The organism is Bacillus sp. 41-22 (assembly GCF_025809295.1).
Lineage (GTDB): Bacteria > Bacillota > Bacilli > Bacillales > Bacillaceae_G > Bacillus_A > Bacillus_A mycoides.
In genome coordinates, this window is sequence record NZ_CP084035.1 from 38,541 (window position 1) to 57,927 (window position 19,387).

Sequence of the window (19,387 nt, forward strand, 5' to 3'; positions counted from 1 at the left end):
TAGAATGAAATTTATTTTTACATTAATAGAAGATGAAATAGGGTAGGTTAAGTGTAAGAAAGGGAGCAATATATGAATTTATATGAAGATGAGCGTTTAGATTACTTATTAGCGCAAGATATGAAGATTGTACAAAGTCCATCAGTATTTAATTTTTCTTTGGATGCTGTTTTACTTGCAGATTTTGCTTGGGTGCCAATTCAAAAAGGTAATTTACTTGATTTGTGTACAGGTAACGCAGTTATCCCTCTTTTATTAAGTACAAGGACAAAAGGGAAAATTACAGGTGTAGAAATTCAAGAGCGCTTATATGATATGGGAATAAGAAGTGTTCAATACAATAATTTAGTAGAAAGAATTCATTTAATCCATGGAGATTTGAAAGATATGCCGGAGAAACTTGGACGTCATCAATATGATGTTGTAACATGTAATCCTCCTTATTTTCAAACACCACAAACTTCTGAGAAGAATATGAATGAACATTTAGCGATAGCTCGTCATGAAATTATGTGCACACTAGAAGATGTTGTATACGCAAGTAGTCAGCTAGTGAAACAGGGTGGGAAAGTAGCATTTGTACATCGTCCAGGTCGTTTGCTCGACATCGTCACATTAATGCGTAAATACAAAATTGAACCGAAACGTGTGCGATTTGTTTATCCTAAGGCTGGTAAAGAAGCGAATACATTGTTAATTGAAGGAATTAAGGATGGGAATGCAGATTTAAAAATCTTACCACCTCTTTTTGTATATGAAGAAAACAATGAATATACAAAGGAGCTTCGTTCAATTTTATATGGAGAAGAATAAGCATTGTTTTTATGTGGTGGAGTGTTCTGATGGAAGTTATTATGCTGGATACACGAATCATATAGAAAAACGGATTCAGACCCATAATAGTGGAAAAGGTGCTAGATATACACGCGCTAGACTTCCAGTTGTTTTAAAATATGTAGAGGATCACGAGGATAAACGAACGGCTATGCAAGCTGAGTATCACTTTAAGCAGTTAACGAGGAAAAAAAAAGAAGAATATATGCAAAAAGGAGAACGCTATGTGGCAGCAAAAAAGCTTTCAGCAAAATGAAAAGGGAGTTTTATATTTAGTACCGACTCCAATCGGAAATTTAGAGGATATGACATTTCGTGCAATCCGAATTTTAAAAGAGGCAGACATTATTGCAGCGGAAGATACAAGGCAAACGAAGAAACTTTGTAATTACTTTGAAATTGAAACACCAGTTATGAGTTATCATGAGCATAATAAAGGAGTAAGTGGACGGAAAATTTTAGATAAGTTAGAAGAAGGTAAGACTGTAGCCATTGTGAGCGATGCTGGTATGCCATGTATTTCAGATCCTGGTTATGATATCGTTGTAGAGGCTGTAGCAGAACAATATCATGTTATCCCGCTTCCTGGGGCAAATGCAGCCCTTACAGCATTGATTGCATCAGGACTTGAGACAAAACATTTTTATTTCTATGGTTTCCTGCAAAGAAATAAAAAGGGACGTAAGCTTGAATTAGAAAAACTACGCTATATTCCAACTACAATGATGTTTTATGAGGCGCCACATCGTTTAGATGATACTTTAATCTCTATGCAAGAAGTATTAGGAAATAGGGAAATCGTATTATGTCGTGAGCTAACGAAAAAATTTGAAGAGTTTATTCGTGGAACAATTGAAGAAGCGATTGAGTGGACGAAGCAAAATGAAGTTCGTGGTGAGTTTTGTATTTTAGTAGCAGGTTCAACAGAAGAACCTACTCCAGAAGAACAATGGTGGGAAGCTATTTCAGTATATAATCATATTGAACATTATATAAATGAAAAAGGTATGAATTCAAAAGAAGCGATAAAAATAGTCGCTAAAGACCGAGATTTGTCGAAACGCGACGTATATCAAATCTATCATGTGGATAAAAAATAAGCTTCTCATAATTGAGAAGCTTATTTTGCTGTTTCGATATAATCTTGAAGTTCGTTTAAGACTTGTTCAGCGCCTTCTTTACTTAAGATAATTTTACCTTCAGCTAAAGATAGGTTACCATCAGATACTTCACCAGTTACTTGGCAAGTCATGTTTGGTTTATATTTCTTTAAGATGATTTTTTCATCATCAACGTAGATTTCAAGAGCATCCTTTTCTGCAATACCTAAAGTACGGCGTAATTCGATTGGAATTACTACACGACCTAATTCATCAACTTTACGAACGATACCAGTAGATTTCATAATTCTTTTCCTCCTAAATAAATAGTTTATAAGTTTCGAGTCTATTTTTTTGATTCGTCATTTTTCGACAAAATACCCTATGGACATATGATACCAATCATTTACATTTCCGTCAATTATTAAATTCTATATTTTTAAAAAAGATTTATAGATTTTTATACTTCTTATATATGATAGAATGTAAGTCATTTCTACAATTGTTTTGTATTATTTTTTGTAATGTTTATACTTTTCGGGAAATATATTGTATATTTTTTTTGAATATGAGTAATAGATGATAAAGATATCGAGCATTAACTCGTTTTTATCCCGCATTAACGAGCAGTAAGACTCCCACTTCAAAATTTAGCCGGAGCAAAGAAGTTAAGTGGGAGTCGGGCTGCTCGTAAAAGCCCGATTGGTGTGGGCTAATAATCCATGGGGGATGAACCCTCTCCACGGATTAAAGTTTCACTTTATATATGAGTTTTTGATATACTGTTTATAAATACATATGAGGTTATTCGGGAGGTCCAAAACGATGAAAGAGGAAAATAAGTCCTTTTATATTACTACCCCAATTTATTATCCAAGTGGAAAGTTACACATTGGACATGCTTATACGACAGTAGCAGGAGATGCGATGGCACGATATAAGCGTATGCAAGGATACAATGTTCATTATTTAACAGGAACTGATGAGCATGGACAGAAGATCCAAAAGAAAGCAGAAGAACTAAATGTTACACCACAGGCATATGTGGATAACATTGTATCAGGGATTAAAGAACTTTGGGAGAAGATGGATATCTCTTATGATGATTTTATTCGTACAACTGAAGATCGTCATAAAGATGTTGTTGAGAAAATCTTCAAGCAGCTAGTAGATCAAGGTGATATTTATCTTGATGAATATGAAGGTTGGTATTCTGTACAAGATGAAACATTCTATACAGCGCATCAATTAGTCGATCCAATTATGGAAGGTGACAAAGTAGTTGGTGGAAAAAGCCCAGATAGTGGTCACGCTGTAGAACTTGTTCGCGAAGAGTCTTATTTCTTTAGAATGGGTAAATATGTAGACCGACTATTAAAGTTCTATGAAGATAACCCCCATTTCATTCAGCCGGAGTCCCGTAAAAATGAAATGATTAATAACTTCATTAAACCAGGATTAGAAGATTTAGCTGTTTCTCGTACTTCATTTGACTGGGGAGTTCGTGTTCCAGGTAACCCAAAACACGTTATTTACGTATGGGTAGATGCGTTGTCTAATTACATTACTGCATTAGGATATGGAACAGAAAATGAAGAGAAGTATAAAAAATTCTGGCCAGCAGATGTCCATTTAGTTGGGAAAGAAATCGTTCGTTTCCACACAATTTATTGGCCAATTATTTTAATGGCTTTAGATTTACCACTTCCGAAGAAAGTCTTTGCTCATGGCTGGATTTTAATGAAGGATGGAAAAATGAGTAAGTCAAAAGGAAACGTAGTAGATCCAGTTACACTAATTGATCGTTACGGATTAGATGCATTGCGTTACTACTTACTTCGCGAAGTTCCATTTGGATCTGATGGAGTATTCACACCAGAAGGATTTGTTGAACGAATCAACTTTGATTTAGCGAATGATTTAGGTAACTTATTAAATCGTACAGTAGCTATGATTGATAAATACTTTAACGGGGAAATTCCTGCATTTAAAGCAAATGTAACTGAGTTCGATGAAACGTTAGTGACATTTGCCAAAGATACATTGAAAAAAGTAGAAGAGGCAATGGAGAATATGGAATTCTCTGTAGCGCTAAGTTCCATTTGGCAATTAGTTAGCCGTACGAACAAATATATTGATGAAACGCAGCCGTGGGTATTAGCGAAGGATGAGAATGATCGCGAAAAACTTGCGTCTGTAATGGCCCACTTAGCTGAGGTACTTCGTCAAACAGGTATTATGCTTATGCCATTCCTAACAGTAGCACCAAGTAAGATGTTTGCTCAACTTGGACTTACTGAAGAGGCGCATAAATCTTGGGAAAGCCTATCTACAATTGGATGTATTCCAGCTGGAACAAAAGTAGAAAAAGGAAACCCAATCTTCCCTCGTTTGGAAATGGAAGTAGAAGTGGGGTATATTAAAGAACAAATGCAAGGTTCTGCTCCTAAAGTAGAAGAGAAAAAAGCAGAAGAACCAAAGGCAGAAGAAATTACAATTGATGATTTCTTTAAAGTAGAATTACGAGTAGCTGAAGTAATATCCGCTGAACCTGTGAAAAAAGCAGATAAGTTGTTAAAAATTCAGCTTGATTTAGGTACAGAGAAGCGCCAAGTGGTTTCTGGGATTGCTAAATTCTATTCCCCAGAAGAACTAAAAGGTAAAAAGGTTATTTGTGTAACGAATTTAAAACCTGTAAAATTACGTGGTGAATTATCACAAGGTATGATTTTAGCAGGTGAAGAGAATGGCGTATTGTCATTAGCATCAATTGACCAGAATTTACCAAATGGTACAAAAATCAAGTAATTGAGACAAGAAAAGAGATGTTTCACGTGTAACATTGGTGAAGCGTCTTTTTTCTTTTTACATTCCGTTTTTTGCATTAAAATTGAAGTATTGTTATCGTTAAGTTAGAAAGAGTGTAGTTTTTCTATGAGAGAATTGATTTCAATATAAAAGGAGTTATTTATTATGTTGTTTGATACACATTCACATTTAAATGCAGAGCAATTTGAAGAAGATTTACAAGAAGTTATCGCGAGAATGAAAGAAGCGGGAGTTACATATACAGTTGTTGTTGGATTTGATGAAGTAACGATAAAGAAAGCAATTGAATTAGCAGAGGCTTATGATTTTATTTACGCTGCAGTTGGATGGCATCCTGTTGATGCAATCGATATGAAAGAAGAACATTTAGCTTGGTTAGAAGAATTAGCGGCTCATCCTAAAGTAGTTGCAATTGGGGAAATGGGATTAGATTATCACTGGGATAAGTCTCCAAAAGAAATACAGAAGGAAGTATTCCGTAAACAAATTGCATTAGCGAAAAAGGTGAAATTACCGATTATTATACATAACCGCGATGCAACTCAAGATATTGTTGATATCCTAGAGGAAGAGAATGCAGCTGAAGTAGGGGGCATTATGCATTGCTTTAGCGGTAGTGTAGAAGTAGCGCAGCGATGTGTCGATATGAACTTTTTAATTTCATTAGGTGGGCCAGTAACATTTAAAAATGCCAAGAAACCGAAAGAAGTTGCTATGGAGATTCCGTTAGAAAAATTATTGATAGAGACAGATTGCCCGTATTTAACACCACACCCATTTCGAGGGAAACGAAATGAACCTAGTTATGTAAAACTGGTAGCAGAAGAAATTGCGAATTTAAAAGGAATTTCTTATGACGAAGTAGCGCAAGTAACAACAAAGAATGCCAAATCCTTATTTGGTGTTGAATAAAAAAGAATGGGGAGTCCCATTCTTTTTTTGTTTTTTGAGAAGAGAGATAGTAGAAGTGATAAGAACCCACTATTTACCCATAACATAAGTGTAGAAATATTGCGGATAAATTAAGATGGAGATAGAAGTGTTACAATAAGGATAGTGAACAAAGATTTTTCTCTTCTACTTTTTAAAATGTACGATTGGGAAAATAATAATGGAAAAGTCGTCATTTTTTTGTTTTACTAAGTAGAGATGAAAAGAGTGTGGAGGCAAGCATGAAAATTAAAGAGATTATCGTTGTAGAAGGTAAAGATGATACAGTTGCGATTAAACGTGCTGTTGATGCGGATACAATCGAAACGAACGGTTCAGCAATCGGTGATCACGTTATTGAGCAAGTTAAATTAGCGCAGCAAAAACGAGGCGTTATTATTTTCACAGATCCGGATTATCCTGGAGAGCGTATTCGAAAAATTATTTCTGACAAGGTTCCTGGATGTAAGCATGCTTTTTTAACGAAGGAAGAAGCACTTGCTAAAAGGAAAAAAGGTGTTGGAATCGAACATGCTTCTAATGAGTCGATTCGCCGTGCTTTAGAGAATATACATGAAGAAATGGAAGCTTACACAAGTGAAATTAGTTGGAGTGATCTAGTCGATGCGGGCTTAGTGGGCGGAGAAATGGCAAAGAGTCGCAGAGAAAGAGTGGGTAAGCTATTAAAGATTGGTTATACAAACGCAAAACAGTTACATAAACGTTTACAAATGTTTCAGGTTTCAAAGGAATCATTTGCAGAAGCTTATAAGCAAGTAATACAGGAGGAAAAAAAATGAAGGATATCGCAACACCAAATCGTACGAAAGACATTGTTGAAAAGTATGGATTTTCATTCAAAAAAAGTTTAGGACAAAATTTTTTAATTGATACGAATGTATTAAATCGTATCGTTGATCACGCAGAAATCGGTTCAGAAAGTGGCGCAATTGAAATTGGACCAGGTATCGGTGCGTTAACAGAGCAATTGGCGAAGCGTGCTAAAAAAGTAGTGGCTTTTGAAATTGATCAGAGATTATTACCAATTTTAGACGAGACGTTAGCTCCATATAGCAACGTTACAGTTATAAATAAAGATGTACTAAAAGCAGATGTACATGAAGTGTTTAGTGAGCAATTTGAAGAAGGACAAGATGTAATGGTAGTAGCTAACTTACCATACTATATTACAACGCCAATTTTATTTAAATTGCTCGAAGAAAAATTACCGGTTCGTGGATTTGTTGTTATGATGCAAAAAGAAGTTGGGGATCGTTTAGCTGCTAAACCAGGAACGAAAGAGTATGGTTCTTTATCAATTGCCATTCAGTATTATACAGAGGTAGAAACAGTTATGACTGTACCGCGTACAGTGTTTGTGCCACAACCAAATGTTGATTCTGCGATTATCCGTCTTCTAAAGCGTCCTAAACCAGTTGTAGAAGTGACAGATGAAACTTTCTTCTTTGAAGTAGTACGAGCAAGTTTCGCACAGCGTCGTAAAACTTTAATGAATAATTTATCAAATAATTTAAATGGTTTCCCGAAAGATAAAGAGCTGTTGGATCGAATTTTGACAGAAGTAGGAATTGATCCGAAGCGAAGAGGCGAAACGCTATCTATCGAAGAGTTTGCAACATTAAGTAATGCATTAATTCTTCATAAATTGTCATAAGAATATGAAAGGGACAGTTCAACTTGAGCTGTCCCTTTTGTCACCTTTCCTTTCCTAAATTCATACTTTAAAAACAGGTAAGATGGCCTAACGAGTTTGGAGTTTGGAGGTAGGAGAATGGATTTACATGTTGGAGAATTAGTTGAACGATATTCTCATAATAGGGATATTCTTTTTCGTATTATAGAAATAAAAGGCGATATGGCAATATTATTTGGAGAGGAAATTAGACTTGTGGCGGATGCACCACTTGCAGATTTAGTTAGTATAGATCAACGAGAACATAAAAATAGAGTGAAGCGTGAAAAAGAAACGATGGAGCGTACTTACCGGTTGTTTCAGCAAGATTACGTGTTGATGAAACAAAGACATGAACATAATTCAACTGGTGGATATACAAGTGAAGTGAATTATTTTCAAATGCCAGGACGTGTATTGCATATAGATGGAGATCCTTTATATTTGCGCAAGTGCTTGGATTTATATAATAAAATAGGCGTTCCTGTTCAAGGTATTCATTGTAAGGAAACGGAGATGCATGAAAAGGTAGTAGACTTAATAGATCATTTTCGCCCAGACATTTTAGTTATTACAGGACATGATGCATATACAAAGTCAAAAGGAGTTATGGGAGATTTAGCAGCATATAGACATTCTAGACATTTTGTACAGGCCGTTCGAGAAGTGCGGAAAAAGTATCCATCGTTAGATCAACTCGTTATTTTTGCTGGGGCTTGTCAATCACACTTTGAGGCGTTGATTCGGGCAGGTGCTAATTTTGCTAGTTCACCGTCTAGAATTAATATTCATGCTCTAGATCCTGTATATGTAGTTGGCAAAATTAGTTTCACTTCATTTATGGAAAGAGTAAATGTATGGGACGTTGTGCGTAATACAATTACTGGCGAAAAGGGACTAGGCGGAATTGAAACAAGAGGGATTTTACGAACAGGATTGCCCTTTCAACATTATGACGAATGAGCAAGGTACATACGTATCTTGCTTTTTTATGTGGAAATGATTTAAATGAGTCTGGATAAAAAGCGGCAAGAACGTGCAGACTATACAATGATACTTTTAGAATATAGTATTTCTTCTATCTATTTGAACGCATGATGCTTTTATAATGATATTGTCTGTGAATTGCGGTTAATAATTGGGATAGATATATCGTGTTTTAAGTGTTCAATCTAAATTACAGCGAGGTGTAGCAAAGTATATGTCAAAACGTTTAGATGAAATTAAAAGCGAATTAGATCACCATCTTGGACAGCGACTTATGTTAAAGGCAAATAGTGGGAGAAGAAAAACTGTGGAGCAATCAGGTGTACTTGCAGAAACGTATCGTTCTGTGTTTGTTGTACAATTAGACCAGCAAGAAGATGCATTGCAACGTGTATCTTATAGTTATGCAGATGTTTTAACAGAGACAGTAGAGCTAACATTTTACGATGAATCTCAAAATGAAGTATTTTATAATTAATGTATTTTTCGTTACATATATTCCCATAAATGAAAAGCTATATTATTTTGCATACTAATTATACCGTAGCAAAATAAGGAGGGACTCTGCATTGAGTAGACGAAGAGGAGTCATGTCAAATCAATTTAAAGAAGAGCTTGCAAAAGAGCTTGGCTTTTATGATGTTGTTCAGAAAGAAGGATGGGGCGGAATTCGTGCGAAAGATGCTGGTAATATGGTGAAACGTGCTATAGAAATTGCAGAACAGCAATTAATGAAACGAAACCAGTAGTTGTAAGATACTTTCTATGCTACGGTAGCCGAGGAGAGATTCCTCGGCTTTTTGCACGCTAAAAGGTGCCGTCATTTGACATAAGTAGTTTCATTCTGAATGCTTTTCGATATAATTAGGGAAGTGTCATCGTCTTACTATAAATTTATGGTAAAATAAACGATAAAAGATTGAGTACATAGAGTGGGTGAATAGATTGAAGCTACTAGTGAAAGCACCAGCAAAGATTAATCTGTCGTTAGATGTACTGGGAAAAAGACAAGATGGATATCATGAAGTGAAAATGATTATGACAACAATCGACTTGGCAGATCGTTTAGAGCTAACGGAATTAGCAGAAGACCGTATTGAAATTTTGTCCCATAATCGGTATGTCCCAGACGACCAACGCAATTTAGCTTATCAAGCAGCGAAATTATTAAAAGTGAAGTTTAATGTAAAAAAAGGTGTGTCTATTACTATTGAAAAAACGATTCCAGTAGCCGCTGGATTAGCAGGTGGAAGTAGTGATGCAGCAGCGACATTACGTGGCCTTAATAAGTTATGGAATTTAGGGCTAACAATCGATGAATTAGCAAAGCTTGGCGCAGAAATTGGTTCAGATGTATCGTTCTGTGTATATGGTGGAACTGCTATTGCCACTGGAAGAGGAGAAGAAATTGAACATATAAAGACTCCGCCTTCTTGTTGGGTTGTTTTAGCAAAGCCCCACATTGGTGTATCTACTGCTGACGTGTACGGAAATTTAAAATTAAATCGTGTTACTCATCCAAATGTAGATAAAATGGTTGAAGTCATTAACCATGGCGATTATAAAGGAATTTGTGATACTGTTGGTAACGTTTTAGAAGATGTGACGTTTGCGATGCATCCCGAGGTTGCACGTATTAAATCACAGATGAAACGCTTTGGGGCAGATGCCGTATTAATGAGTGGAAGTGGCCCAACTGTATTTGGTCTTGTACACCATGATTCGCGAATGCACCGCATATATAACGGGTTAAAAGGATTTTGCGAGCAAGTATATGCAGTGCGTTTATTAGGAGAGCGAGAAACGCTTGAATAAAGACGTATAATACGTTATGATTTGTTTAGAATATTCGTGATTTGAGGTGAGAGTATGAAAATTAGACGAAGTACAAGATTGGTCGATCTGACGTATTACTTGTTACAAAATCCTCGTCAGCTAGTTTCTCTCACTTTTTTTGCTGAAAGGTATCAATCGGCTAAATCTTCCATTAGTGAAGATTTAGTTATTATTAAGCAAACGTTTGAACAACAAGGTGTCGGCACATTGCAAACGGTACCAGGAGCAGCAGGAGGAGTGAAATATATTCCTTATATAAGTGAAGAAGAGGCAAATCTAATTATTAACGAGCTTTGTAGCTTATTTGAAAACCCAGACCGTATTTTGCCTGGCGGTTACTTATATATGACGGATCTTTTAAGTAATCCTCGCCAGATTAATGGCGCAGGTCGTTTATTTGCTTCTGTTTTTGCTAGGCAACCAATTGATGCGGTTATGACGGTAGCGACAAAAGGAATTCCGCTTGCTTATGCAGTAGCGAACTACTTAGATGTACCGGTAGTAATTGCGAGAAAAGATAATAAGGTAACAGAAGGACCCACTGTTAGTATTAACTATGTATCAGGTTCCTCTAAGCGAATCCAAACGATGACTTTAGCAAAGCGTAGCCTTCCAGAAGGGTCCAATGTTTTAATTATTGATGACTTTATGAAAGCTGGCGGAACCATTCAAGGTATGATGAGCATGCTAGAAGAGTTTAAAGCTAATGTTGTTGGGATTGGCGTATTAGTAGAGTCTACGGATATTGAAGAAAGACTTATTAATAACTTTGTATCATTAATTCGTCTGTCAGAAGTTGATGTGAAAGAAAAAGCGATTCAAGTGGAAAAGGGGAATTATGCACTTGCACCATTTGATAAAGGGCTTGTAGAGGCTGAGTAAAAAGGTAAAGCAGATAGCTTTACCTTTTTTTATTCCTATTTATAAATTACAAAATAGATGGACAAACTGCCTTTGGTACACTATTTTTAAAGAGTAAAAATAAATAATAAAAGGGTGAAAAGTATGAAAGTTGTTCAAACAAGCAAAGCACCACAGGCAATCGGACCATATTCACAAGGGATTATTGTAAATAATATGTTCTATAGTTCAGGACAAATTCCGTTAACGGCAAGTGGAGAACTTGTAACAGGAGATGTAACAGTACAAACAGAGCAAGTATTTGAAAATTTACAAGCGGTATTAGCAGAAGCAGGTGCTTCATTTGATACAGTGGTAAAAACAACAGTATTCTTGAAGGATATGGATGATTTTAATGCTGTTAATGAAGTATACGGTTCTTATTTCTCTACTCATAAACCAGCGCGTTCTTGTGTACAAGTAGCAAAATTACCGAAAGATGTTTCTGTTGAAATCGAAGTAATTGCCCTAGTTAAGTAACTCTTTGTAAGCGATAACCTCTACTAATCCTTATATTCAACTACAATAAAAATTTTTATCTTAAAAATTTTTAAAAAATTAAAGGGAAAATAGAAATTTTGTGGAATTTATACAAATATATCGCTTATTTAGAAAAGGGTGGTGAACACAAGATGGAAGTGACTGACGTAAGATTACGCCGCGTAAACACAGAAGGCCGCATGAGAGCAATTGCCTCTATTACTCTAGACCATGAATTTGTTGTTCATGATATTCGTGTAATTGATGGTAATAATGGATTATTTGTAGCAATGCCAAGTAAACGTACTCCAGATGGAGAATTCCGTGACATTGCACATCCAATTAATTCTAATACACGCTCTAAAATTCAAGATGCGGTTTTAACAGAGTATCATCGTTTAGGCGAGTTAGAAGAGGTTGAGTTTGAAGAAGCAGGCGCTTCGTAAAATTCGAATGAAAAGGGCTTTTGAAAGAAAGTCTTATAATTTTGTAGCAAACTCCTGTAAGCATTTACAGGAGTTTGTTTTTTTTTTTGAATAATACACGTTTCTAATTATAAAAATTCATATTTTGAAAAAATAAAGATGAAAAACTTCTAATTTTTTCAAAATCATTTAAAATAGTATAGCTTATTCCTTAAAAAAGATACTAAAGAGTAAAACATCTTATAAGAATTATGGTAAAATTTAATAGTTATAATGTGTTTCTTGAAATATATGATGATTTAGGATAATATCGTTAATGGATAAATAGGTTGCGATGGAGGGTCTATATGTCAAACAGATTTGCAGTGATTCTAGCTGCAGGTAAAGGCACACGTATGAAGTCCAAGCTATACAAAGTGCTGCATCCTGTATGTGGAAAACCAATGGTACAACATGTAGTCAATGAAGTATCTCAATTAGGATTGCAGAAACTTGTAACAGTCGTTGGACATGGTGCTGAAAAGGTACAAGAACAGCTAGGAAACGTAAGTGAGTTTGCATTACAAGCAGAACAACTTGGTACAGCTCATGCTGTCGATCAAGCTGCAAGTGTACTTGCAAATGAAGAGGGAACAACTTTAGTTATTTGTGGTGATACACCTCTAATAACTGCTGAAACGATGGAAGCATTGCTTCAGCAACACGAAGAAGCGGGAGCAATGGCGACGGTACTAACAGCGTACATAGAAGAGCCTGCTGGATATGGCCGTATCGTTCGTAATGAGAATGGTCATGTTGAAAAGATTGTTGAGCATAAGGATGCGAATGAAAAAGAATTAGCTATTAAAGAAATCAATACAGGTACGTATTGTTTTGATAATAAAGCTTTATTTGCTTCACTTTCTAAAGTTTCAAATGATAATGTACAGGGCGAATATTACCTTCCGGACGTTATTGAAATTTTAAAAAATGAAGGTCATATTGTATCAGCTTATCAAACAGAGCACTTCGATGAAACGTTAGGTGTTAACGACAGAGTCGCTCTATCGCAAGCGGAAATTATTATGAAAAATCGTATCAACAGAAAGAACATGGTAAATGGTGTTACAATTATTGATCCAAGTAACACATACATTTCTGCGGATGCAATTATTGGTAGTGATACAGTTCTTCACCCAGGAACGGTTATTGAGGGGAACACTGTAATTGGTTCTGATTGTGAAATTGGACCGCATACAGTAATTCGCGATAGTGAAATTGGAGATCGTACGGTAATTCGTCAATCTACTGTACATGACAGCAAACTTGGTACAGAAGTATCAGTTGGTCCATTTGCACATATTCGCCCAGATTCAGTTATTGGAGATGAAGTGCGCGTTGGAAACTTCGTAGAAATCAAAAAAACTGTTTTTGGTAATAGAAGTAAAGCTTCACACTTAAGTTATATCGGGGATGCACAAGTTGGAGAAGACGTGAATCTTGGTTGTGGTTCAATTACGGTGAACTACGACGGCAAGAATAAATTTAAAACTGTAATTGGTAACGGGGTATTTATTGGATGTAATTCAAACCTTGTTGCTCCTGTAACAGTTGAAGATGGTGCTTATGTGGCAGCAGGCTCTACAATAACAGAGAATGTTCCATCAAAAGCATTATCAGTAGCACGTGCACGTCAAGTTAACAAAGAAGACTATGTTGATCAATTGCTGAATAAGAAAAAATCATAATGTGGAGGGTTAATCTAGATGTCGACTCAATATCTAAATTCTAATTTGAAAGTATTCTCTTTAAACTCTAATAAGGAACTTGCTGAGCAAATCGCAAAGCATATTGGAGTAGGACTAGGAAAATGTTCTGTTGATCGTTTTAGTGATGGAGAAGTTCAAATTAACATTGAAGAAAGTATCCGTGGTTGCGATGTATTCATTATTCAATCTACAAGCTTCCCAGTAAACGAACATATCATGGAATTACTTATTATGATTGATGCATTAAAACGTGCATCTGCAAAAACAATTAATATTGTTATTCCTTACTATGGTTATGCGCGTCAAGACCGTAAAGCGCGTTCTCGTGAACCAATTACATCGAAACTTGTAGCAAACTTGCTTGAAACAGCAGGTGCAACTCGTGTAATCACTCTAGATTTACATGCTCCGCAAATTCAAGGATTCTTTGATATCCCGATCGACCACTTAATGGGTGTACCGATTCTTTCAGACTACTTTGAAGCAAAAGGCCTTAAAGATATCGTAATCGTATCTCCTGATCACGGTGGTGTAACGCGTGCTAGAAAAATGGCGGATCGCCTAAAAGCGCCAATCGCTATTATTGATAAGCGTCGTCCTCGTCCGAATGTATCTGAGGTAATGAACATTATCGGTAACATCGAAGGCAAAACAGCAATTTTAATTGATGACATCATTGATACAGCTGGTACAATTACATTAGCGGCAAACGCTCTTGTTGAGAACGGTGCTTCTGAAGTATATGCTTGCTGTACACACCCAGTATTATCTGGTCCAGCAATTGAGCGTATTCAAAATTCGAATATTAAAGAGTTAGTTGTAACGAACTCTATTGTATTACCAGAAGAGAAGAAAATTGATAAAGTACATGAACTTTCAGTTGCTCCATTAATCGGAGAAGCAATCATTCGTGTATACGAAGAAGAATCTGTAAGTGTATTATTCAATTAATTGGATAGAATGAGACGTAACCAAGCTTGGTTACGTCTTTTCGTATCGAAAAAAGAAAGTAGTGGTACAAGAATGAAATTAATAGTAGGACTTGGGAACCCAGGTAGAGAATATGAATTAACAAGGCATAATATTGGATTTATGGCAATCGATGAACTTGCAAAACGTTGGAGTATTTCTTTGAATGAACAAAAGTTTAAAGGGGTATTTGGCGCAGGTTTTGTTAATGGGGAAAAAGTAATCTTACTAAAGCCACTTACATATATGAATTTATCTGGGGAAAGTATCCGTCCACTCATGGATTATTATAAAATTGATGTCGAGGACTTCATTGTTATGTACGATGATTTAGATATTCCTGTAGGTAAATTACGCCTTCGCATGAAAGGTAGTGCGGGTGGACATAATGGTGTGAAATCAACAATTTCACATTTAGGAACACAAGAATTTCAACGTATCCGCATGGGAATCGATCGTCCGAAAAATGGGATAAAAGTAGTGGATTACGTATTAGGACGTTTTACATCTGAAGAAATATCTGGCGTTAATCAATCCATTGAAAATGCAGCAGATGCATGTGAGGAATGGTTAAATAAACCTTTTCTCCAAATCATGAATACTTTTAATAGTTAAGCGCACAATCTGGAATATTTTATTTTGTTTTATCCCATACTAGTAGCAATTGGATATTTAGGAGGCTAGTATGGAAGGTTATTATTACTGTAGACATTGTGGAAGTAATGTGGGCTCCATTATCGCAGAAAAAGTATATAGCGACGTTTTGTTTCAACTAACAGAGCAAGAAGTAGTGGATATGATTCATTTTCATGAGAATGGAAATATATATATAAAAACGATTTGTGAATCGTGTCAAGAAACGCTCGCATCTTATCCTGAGTATTATGAATATGAAAAATTTCTGCAATAAAATGTTGTCGCTTTGGCATGTCCAAAGCATTTTTCTGTTTTCTTTTTCCAAAATATTTGCATAAAATATAGTAACTTGCTCTTTATGTTGAGAGGAGTTTTGAAAATGATAGGTTTATTAGAGCAATTTTATAAAAATGAAGAAATACAATCGGTTATTAATGGGCTAGAAGATGGGTTGAAAGAACAACTTGTATCGGGTATGGCAACATCCTCTCGTTCATTATTAATGGCAGCTTTATATAAAAAGACAAAGCAATCACAACTTATCGTGACGCACAATTTATACCAAGCACAAAAAGTACATGAAGATTTAGTGGCGTTACTTGGTGAAAAAGATGTTTGGCTATATCCGGTAAATGAATTGATAGCATCGGAGGTTGGTGTTGCAAGTCCAGAATTGAAGGCACAGCGTATTGAAGTGTTAAATCGCTTAGCTGCAGGAGAGAATGGGATTATTGTAGCGCCAGTTGCAGGGCTGCGTAGGTTTTTACCAATAAAAGAATTATGGAAGCAAAGGCAAATTGAAATCAATCTAGGGCAAGAGATTGATTTAGATGCACTCTTGCATACTTTACATCATATTGGCTACGAGCGTAAGTCAATGGTAGAAGCTCCAGGAGAGTTCAGTTTACGCGGGGGAATATTAGATATTTACCCATTAACGGAAGAATTACCGTTTCGTATTGAATTCTTCGATACAGAAGTCGATTCTATTCGATTGTTTGATGTGGATGAACAGCGTTCTCAAGATAAAAAGGAAAGTGTTAAGTTCGGTCCAGCAACAGAGTTTTTATTTTCACAGGAAGAATTGAAATCGGGAATTAAGCATCTTGAAGAAGGTTTGACTAAGACGATGCAAAAGCTTTCCGATGATAAATTAAAGACTACTGTGCTTGAGACGGTTAGTCATGAAATTGAAATGTTGAAAAACGGGCAGAGTATAGAACAAATGTTTAAATATTTATCTATTTTCTATAAAGAACCTGCTAGTCTGATAGATTATTTACCAGAAAATGGTGTTGTGATTTTAGATGAGATTTCCCGTATTCAAGAAACAGCATCACATCTTGAAACAGAAGAAGCGGAATGGTATATCTCACTTCTTGGCGAAGGAACAATTATTCAGGATTTATCTTTCTCCCACTCGTTTGAGGAGTTTCTTCATAATAAAAAAAGAAGTTTTGTATATTTAACGTTATTCTTACGCCATATAGCACACACACATCCTCAAAATATTGTAAATGTGACATGTAAAACGATGCAAGATTTCCACGGACAGATGCATTTGTTAAAAACTGAAATTGATAGATGGAATGAAGGGAATTTTACGACCGTTGTGCTTGGAACAGATGATGAACGTGTAAAAAAACTACAACATATTTTAAGTGATTATGATATTGATGCAGACATTGTAGAGGCGACAGATATCTTATTGCCTGGAAGGTTACAAATTGCTGTAGGTGATTTACATGCAGGCTTTGAAATGCCGATGCAAAAGTTTGTTGTCATTACTGAAAAGGAGCTTTTTCATAAGAAGGTTAAAAAATCACAACGTAAGCAAAAGTTATCTAACGCTGAACGTATTAAAAGTTATTCGGAATTAAAAGTTGGAGACCATGTAGTTCATGTAAATCATGGTATAGGTAAATTTTTAGGTATTGAGACATTAGAGATTAATGGTGTTCATAAAGATTATTTAAATATTAAATATCAAGGTAATGATAAGTTATACGTTCCAATTGAACAAATTGATCAAGTGCAAAAATACGTAGGGTCTGAAGGTAAGGAACCAAAAGTTTATAAATTAGGCGGAAATGATTGGAAGAAGGTCAAAACGAAAGTTGAAAAATCTGTACAAGACATTGCAGATGACCTAATTAAATTATATGCCGAGCGTGAAGCTTCGAAAGGTTATGCATATACACCAGATACGGCAGAGCAACAAGAGTTTGAATCTTTATTCCCATATCAAGAGACAGAGGATCAATTACGTTCTATTGAAGAGATTAAGAAAGATATGGAACGCGGACGCCCGATGGATAGGCTTCTTTGTGGTGACGTAGGATATGGAAAGACGGAAGTAGCTATTCGTGCGGCATTTAAAGCAATTATGGATGAAAAACAAGTTGCGATTTTAGTACCAACAACAATCCTTGCACAACAACACTATGAAACAATTCGAGAGCGTTTTCAAGATTACCCGATTAATATAGGGTTACTAAGTAGATTCCGCACACGAAAACAACAAAATGAAACGATTAAAGGTTTAAAAGATGGAACGGTGGATATTGTAATCGGAACGCATCGTATTTTATCTAAAGATGTTACTTATAAAGATTTAGGACTTCTTATTATTGATGAAGAACAAAGATTCGGCGTTACACATAAAGAAAAAATTAAACAATTGAAAGCAAATGTTGACGTGTTAACATTAACGGCAACTCCGATTCCACGTACACTTCATATGTCTATGCTTGGTGTGCGCGATTTATCTGTTATTGAGACACCACCAGAGAATCGTTTCCCAGTACAAACATATGTAGTAGAGTATAATCCAGCGTTAATGCGAGAAGCGATAGAGCGAGAGTTAGCAAGAGGCGGTCAAATTTACTTCCTATATAACCGTGTGGAGGATATTGAAAGAAAAGCAGATGAAATTTCGATGTTAGTTCCAGATGCTCGTGTAACATACGCACATGGGAAAATGAATGAAGGTGAATTAGAGTCTGTTATGCTATCGTTTTTAGAAGGGCAGCATGATGTTCTTGTAAGTACAACAATTATTGAGACGGGTGTAGATATTCCGAATGTAAATACATTAATTGTATTTGATGCAGATCGTATGGGATTATCGCAGTTGTATCAGCTTCGTGGTCGTGTTGGGCGTTCTAATCGCGTCGCGTATGCATACTTTGCATACAAACGTGATAAAGTGTTATCGGAAGTTGCAGAGAGGCGTCTGCAAGCAATTAAAGAGTTTACAGAGCTTGGATCCGGTTTCAAAATTGCGATGAGAGACTTATCAATTCGTGGTGCGGGTAATTTGTTAGGGGCAGAACAACATGGATTTATTGATTCTGTCGGATTTGATCTATATTCTCAAATGTTAAAAGATGCAATTGAGCAACGTAGAGGAACAGACGGAGTTGAAAATACCGTTAATGTTGAAATTGATTTAGAAGTAGATGCATATTTACCGGATGCGTACATTTCAGATAGTAAACAAAAAATTATGATGTATAAACAATTTAGAGGTATTTCTGCAATTGAAGATATTGAAGAGTTGCAGGAAGAGATGATTGACAGATTTGGTGATTATCCACAAGAAGTTGGTTATTTATTACAAATTGCAAACATTAAAGTATTGGCGATGAAAGAAAAAATTGAGTTAATTAAGCAAAATAAATTTGAAGTAACATTCCTGTTTTCTGAACAAGCGAGCCAAAATATAGATGGTGGAAAATTATTCATGCTAGGAAGTAGTTTTGGCCGTATGATCGGTCTTGGTATGGAGGGGTCACAATTGAAAATTGTGATGAAAACGAATGGATTAGAGACGTCGAAATGGTTAACAATTGCTGAAAATTTATTAAAAGGCTTGCCAGATGTAAAAAAAGAAGTAATAAATGCCTAATATAAGATAAAAAATACAATTCGACGTGCATAGAAGAACTAATGTGTAAAATACTATGTTTAATAGTTGGTGATTTTTACATGAACAGGTAAATTCACCACTTTGATCAT

Annotated in this window: 20 protein-coding genes; 19 read left to right on the forward strand and 1 reads right to left on the reverse strand. The window is 35.7% G+C overall.

Features of this window, described 5'->3' with window-relative positions:
* Positions 1 to 72 precede the first annotated feature (72 nt).
* From LCF45_RS00205 to rsmI, 3 genes are read left to right on the forward strand one after another with little or no spacing between them, the layout of a single operon-like run.
* On the forward strand, positions 73 to 813 hold the full coding sequence (locus tag LCF45_RS00205) for a tRNA1(Val) (adenine(37)-N6)-methyltransferase (protein WP_002130206.1): 741 nt from the start codon (positions 73 to 75) through the stop codon (positions 811 to 813).
* Complete coding sequence (locus LCF45_RS00210; protein ID WP_002130207.1) at positions 800 to 1,090, forward strand: GIY-YIG nuclease family protein; 291 nt, start codon at positions 800 to 802, stop codon at positions 1,088 to 1,090. The genes LCF45_RS00205 and LCF45_RS00210 overlap by 14 nt, the downstream gene beginning before the upstream one ends.
* The gene (gene rsmI, locus LCF45_RS00215; RefSeq protein WP_002130208.1) at positions 1,059 to 1,934 is read left to right on the forward strand and encodes a 16S rRNA (cytidine(1402)-2'-O)-methyltransferase; all 876 of its coding nucleotides are present in this window, start codon (positions 1,059 to 1,061) and stop codon (positions 1,932 to 1,934) included. Before LCF45_RS00210 ends, rsmI begins: the two co-directional genes overlap by 32 nt.
* A gap of 20 nt (positions 1,935 to 1,954) precedes the next feature.
* On the opposite strand, the gene LCF45_RS00220 is transcribed toward rsmI, so the two are convergent.
* The gene (locus LCF45_RS00220; protein WP_000843037.1) at positions 1,955 to 2,239 is read right to left on the reverse strand and encodes a transition state genes transcriptional regulator AbrB; all 285 of its coding nucleotides are present in this window, start codon (positions 2,237 to 2,239) and stop codon (positions 1,955 to 1,957) included.
* Positions 2,240 to 2,759: 520 nt separating this feature from the next.
* Between LCF45_RS00220 and metG the strand changes: the two genes are divergently transcribed.
* The 16 genes from metG to mfd all read left to right on the forward strand — a co-directional run bounded on the left by metG (position 2,760) and on the right by mfd (position 19,277).
* Positions 2,760 to 4,742, forward strand: coding sequence for a methionine--tRNA ligase (metG, locus tag LCF45_RS00225; RefSeq protein WP_002029324.1), 1,983 nt, complete (start codon positions 2,760 to 2,762; stop codon positions 4,740 to 4,742).
* Positions 4,743 to 4,907: 165 nt separating this feature from the next.
* A complete protein-coding gene (locus LCF45_RS00230; protein WP_002009645.1) occupies positions 4,908 to 5,675 on the forward strand; it encodes a TatD family hydrolase in 768 nt (255 codons plus the stop codon).
* Between the two features lie 260 nt (positions 5,676 to 5,935).
* Positions 5,936 to 6,493, forward strand: coding sequence for a ribonuclease M5 (gene rnmV, locus LCF45_RS00235; RefSeq protein ID WP_002029323.1), 558 nt, complete (start codon positions 5,936 to 5,938; stop codon positions 6,491 to 6,493).
* Positions 6,490 to 7,368, forward strand: a complete 879-nt coding sequence (rsmA, locus tag LCF45_RS00240) for a 16S rRNA (adenine(1518)-N(6)/adenine(1519)-N(6))-dimethyltransferase RsmA (protein WP_002091590.1) — start codon at positions 6,490 to 6,492, stop codon at positions 7,366 to 7,368. The genes rnmV and rsmA overlap by 4 nt, the downstream gene beginning before the upstream one ends.
* A 117-nt stretch (positions 7,369 to 7,485) precedes the next feature.
* Positions 7,486 to 8,349, forward strand: coding sequence for a sporulation peptidase YabG (yabG, locus tag LCF45_RS00245; RefSeq protein WP_002009651.1), 864 nt, complete (start codon positions 7,486 to 7,488; stop codon positions 8,347 to 8,349).
* A gap of 238 nt (positions 8,350 to 8,587) precedes the next feature.
* Positions 8,588 to 8,851: a biofilm formation stimulator Veg gene (gene veg / locus LCF45_RS00250; protein WP_002009653.1), complete on the forward strand. Its 264-nt coding sequence runs from the start codon at positions 8,588 to 8,590 to the stop codon at positions 8,849 to 8,851.
* A 91-nt stretch (positions 8,852 to 8,942) separates the two neighbouring features.
* Entirely contained in the window at positions 8,943 to 9,122 is a 180-nt protein-coding gene (gene sspF / locus LCF45_RS00255) for an acid-soluble spore protein SspF (protein WP_002094215.1), read from the forward strand.
* Between the two features lie 196 nt (positions 9,123 to 9,318).
* Complete coding sequence (ispE, locus tag LCF45_RS00260) at positions 9,319 to 10,188, forward strand: 4-(cytidine 5'-diphospho)-2-C-methyl-D-erythritol kinase (RefSeq protein ID WP_012260164.1); 870 nt, start codon at positions 9,319 to 9,321, stop codon at positions 10,186 to 10,188.
* A 54-nt stretch (positions 10,189 to 10,242) separates the two neighbouring features.
* On the forward strand, positions 10,243 to 11,091 hold the full coding sequence (gene purR / locus LCF45_RS00265; RefSeq protein WP_002091587.1) for a pur operon repressor: 849 nt from the start codon (positions 10,243 to 10,245) through the stop codon (positions 11,089 to 11,091).
* Positions 11,092 to 11,214: 123 nt separating this feature from the next.
* Positions 11,215 to 11,589 (forward strand): RidA family protein, encoded by a 375-nt coding sequence (locus LCF45_RS00270; protein WP_000869819.1) that lies wholly within the window; start codon positions 11,215 to 11,217, stop codon positions 11,587 to 11,589.
* Between the two features lie 152 nt (positions 11,590 to 11,741).
* Positions 11,742 to 12,035, forward strand: coding sequence for a septation regulator SpoVG (gene spoVG / locus LCF45_RS00275; RefSeq protein WP_000454042.1), 294 nt, complete (start codon positions 11,742 to 11,744; stop codon positions 12,033 to 12,035).
* Positions 12,036 to 12,361: 326 nt separating this feature from the next.
* Entirely contained in the window at positions 12,362 to 13,741 is a 1,380-nt protein-coding gene (gene glmU, locus LCF45_RS00280) for a bifunctional UDP-N-acetylglucosamine diphosphorylase/glucosamine-1-phosphate N-acetyltransferase GlmU (protein ID WP_002091584.1), read from the forward strand.
* A gap of 18 nt (positions 13,742 to 13,759) precedes the next feature.
* On the forward strand, positions 13,760 to 14,713 hold the full coding sequence (locus tag LCF45_RS00285; protein ID WP_002091580.1) for a ribose-phosphate diphosphokinase: 954 nt from the start codon (positions 13,760 to 13,762) through the stop codon (positions 14,711 to 14,713).
* A gap of 72 nt (positions 14,714 to 14,785) precedes the next feature.
* Complete coding sequence (pth, locus tag LCF45_RS00290; protein ID WP_087943057.1) at positions 14,786 to 15,346, forward strand: aminoacyl-tRNA hydrolase; 561 nt, start codon at positions 14,786 to 14,788, stop codon at positions 15,344 to 15,346.
* 70 nt (positions 15,347 to 15,416) lie between these two features.
* Positions 15,417 to 15,641 (forward strand): anti-sigma-F factor Fin family protein, encoded by a 225-nt coding sequence (locus LCF45_RS00295; protein WP_002091576.1) that lies wholly within the window; start codon positions 15,417 to 15,419, stop codon positions 15,639 to 15,641.
* Positions 15,642 to 15,746: 105 nt separating this feature from the next.
* Positions 15,747 to 19,277 (forward strand): transcription-repair coupling factor, encoded by a 3,531-nt coding sequence (gene mfd, locus LCF45_RS00300; protein WP_002130216.1) that lies wholly within the window; start codon positions 15,747 to 15,749, stop codon positions 19,275 to 19,277.
* Positions 19,278 to 19,387: the final 110 nt, after the last annotated feature.

Excerpts from the sequence above, each read along its gene's own strand:
- LCF45_RS00205 (WP_002130206.1), top strand. The coding sequence starts at position 73 with ATGAATTTATATGAAGATGAGCGTTTAGATTACTTATTAGCGCAAGAT.
- LCF45_RS00210 (WP_002130207.1), top strand. The coding sequence starts at position 800 with ATGGAGAAGAATAAGCATTGTTTTTATGTGGTGGAGTGTTCTGATGGA.
- rsmI (WP_002130208.1), top strand. The coding sequence starts at position 1,059 with ATGTGGCAGCAAAAAAGCTTTCAGCAAAATGAAAAGGGAGTTTTATAT.
- LCF45_RS00220 (WP_000843037.1), bottom strand. The coding sequence starts at position 2,239 with ATGAAATCTACTGGTATCGTTCGTAAAGTTGATGAATTAGGTCGTGTA.
- metG (WP_002029324.1), top strand. The coding sequence starts at position 2,760 with ATGAAAGAGGAAAATAAGTCCTTTTATATTACTACCCCAATTTATTAT.
- LCF45_RS00230 (WP_002009645.1), top strand. The coding sequence starts at position 4,908 with ATGTTGTTTGATACACATTCACATTTAAATGCAGAGCAATTTGAAGAA.
- rnmV (WP_002029323.1), top strand. The coding sequence starts at position 5,936 with ATGAAAATTAAAGAGATTATCGTTGTAGAAGGTAAAGATGATACAGTT.
- rsmA (WP_002091590.1), top strand. The coding sequence starts at position 6,490 with ATGAAGGATATCGCAACACCAAATCGTACGAAAGACATTGTTGAAAAG.
- yabG (WP_002009651.1), top strand. The coding sequence starts at position 7,486 with ATGGATTTACATGTTGGAGAATTAGTTGAACGATATTCTCATAATAGG.
- veg (WP_002009653.1), top strand. The coding sequence starts at position 8,588 with ATGTCAAAACGTTTAGATGAAATTAAAAGCGAATTAGATCACCATCTT.
- purR (WP_002091587.1), top strand. The coding sequence starts at position 10,243 with ATGAAAATTAGACGAAGTACAAGATTGGTCGATCTGACGTATTACTTG.
- LCF45_RS00270 (WP_000869819.1), top strand. The coding sequence starts at position 11,215 with ATGAAAGTTGTTCAAACAAGCAAAGCACCACAGGCAATCGGACCATAT.
- spoVG (WP_000454042.1), top strand. The coding sequence starts at position 11,742 with ATGGAAGTGACTGACGTAAGATTACGCCGCGTAAACACAGAAGGCCGC.
- glmU (WP_002091584.1), top strand. The coding sequence starts at position 12,362 with ATGTCAAACAGATTTGCAGTGATTCTAGCTGCAGGTAAAGGCACACGT.
- LCF45_RS00285 (WP_002091580.1), top strand. The coding sequence starts at position 13,760 with ATGTCGACTCAATATCTAAATTCTAATTTGAAAGTATTCTCTTTAAAC.
- pth (WP_087943057.1), top strand. The coding sequence starts at position 14,786 with ATGAAATTAATAGTAGGACTTGGGAACCCAGGTAGAGAATATGAATTA.
- LCF45_RS00295 (WP_002091576.1), top strand. The coding sequence starts at position 15,417 with ATGGAAGGTTATTATTACTGTAGACATTGTGGAAGTAATGTGGGCTCC.
- mfd (WP_002130216.1), top strand. The coding sequence starts at position 15,747 with ATGATAGGTTTATTAGAGCAATTTTATAAAAATGAAGAAATACAATCG.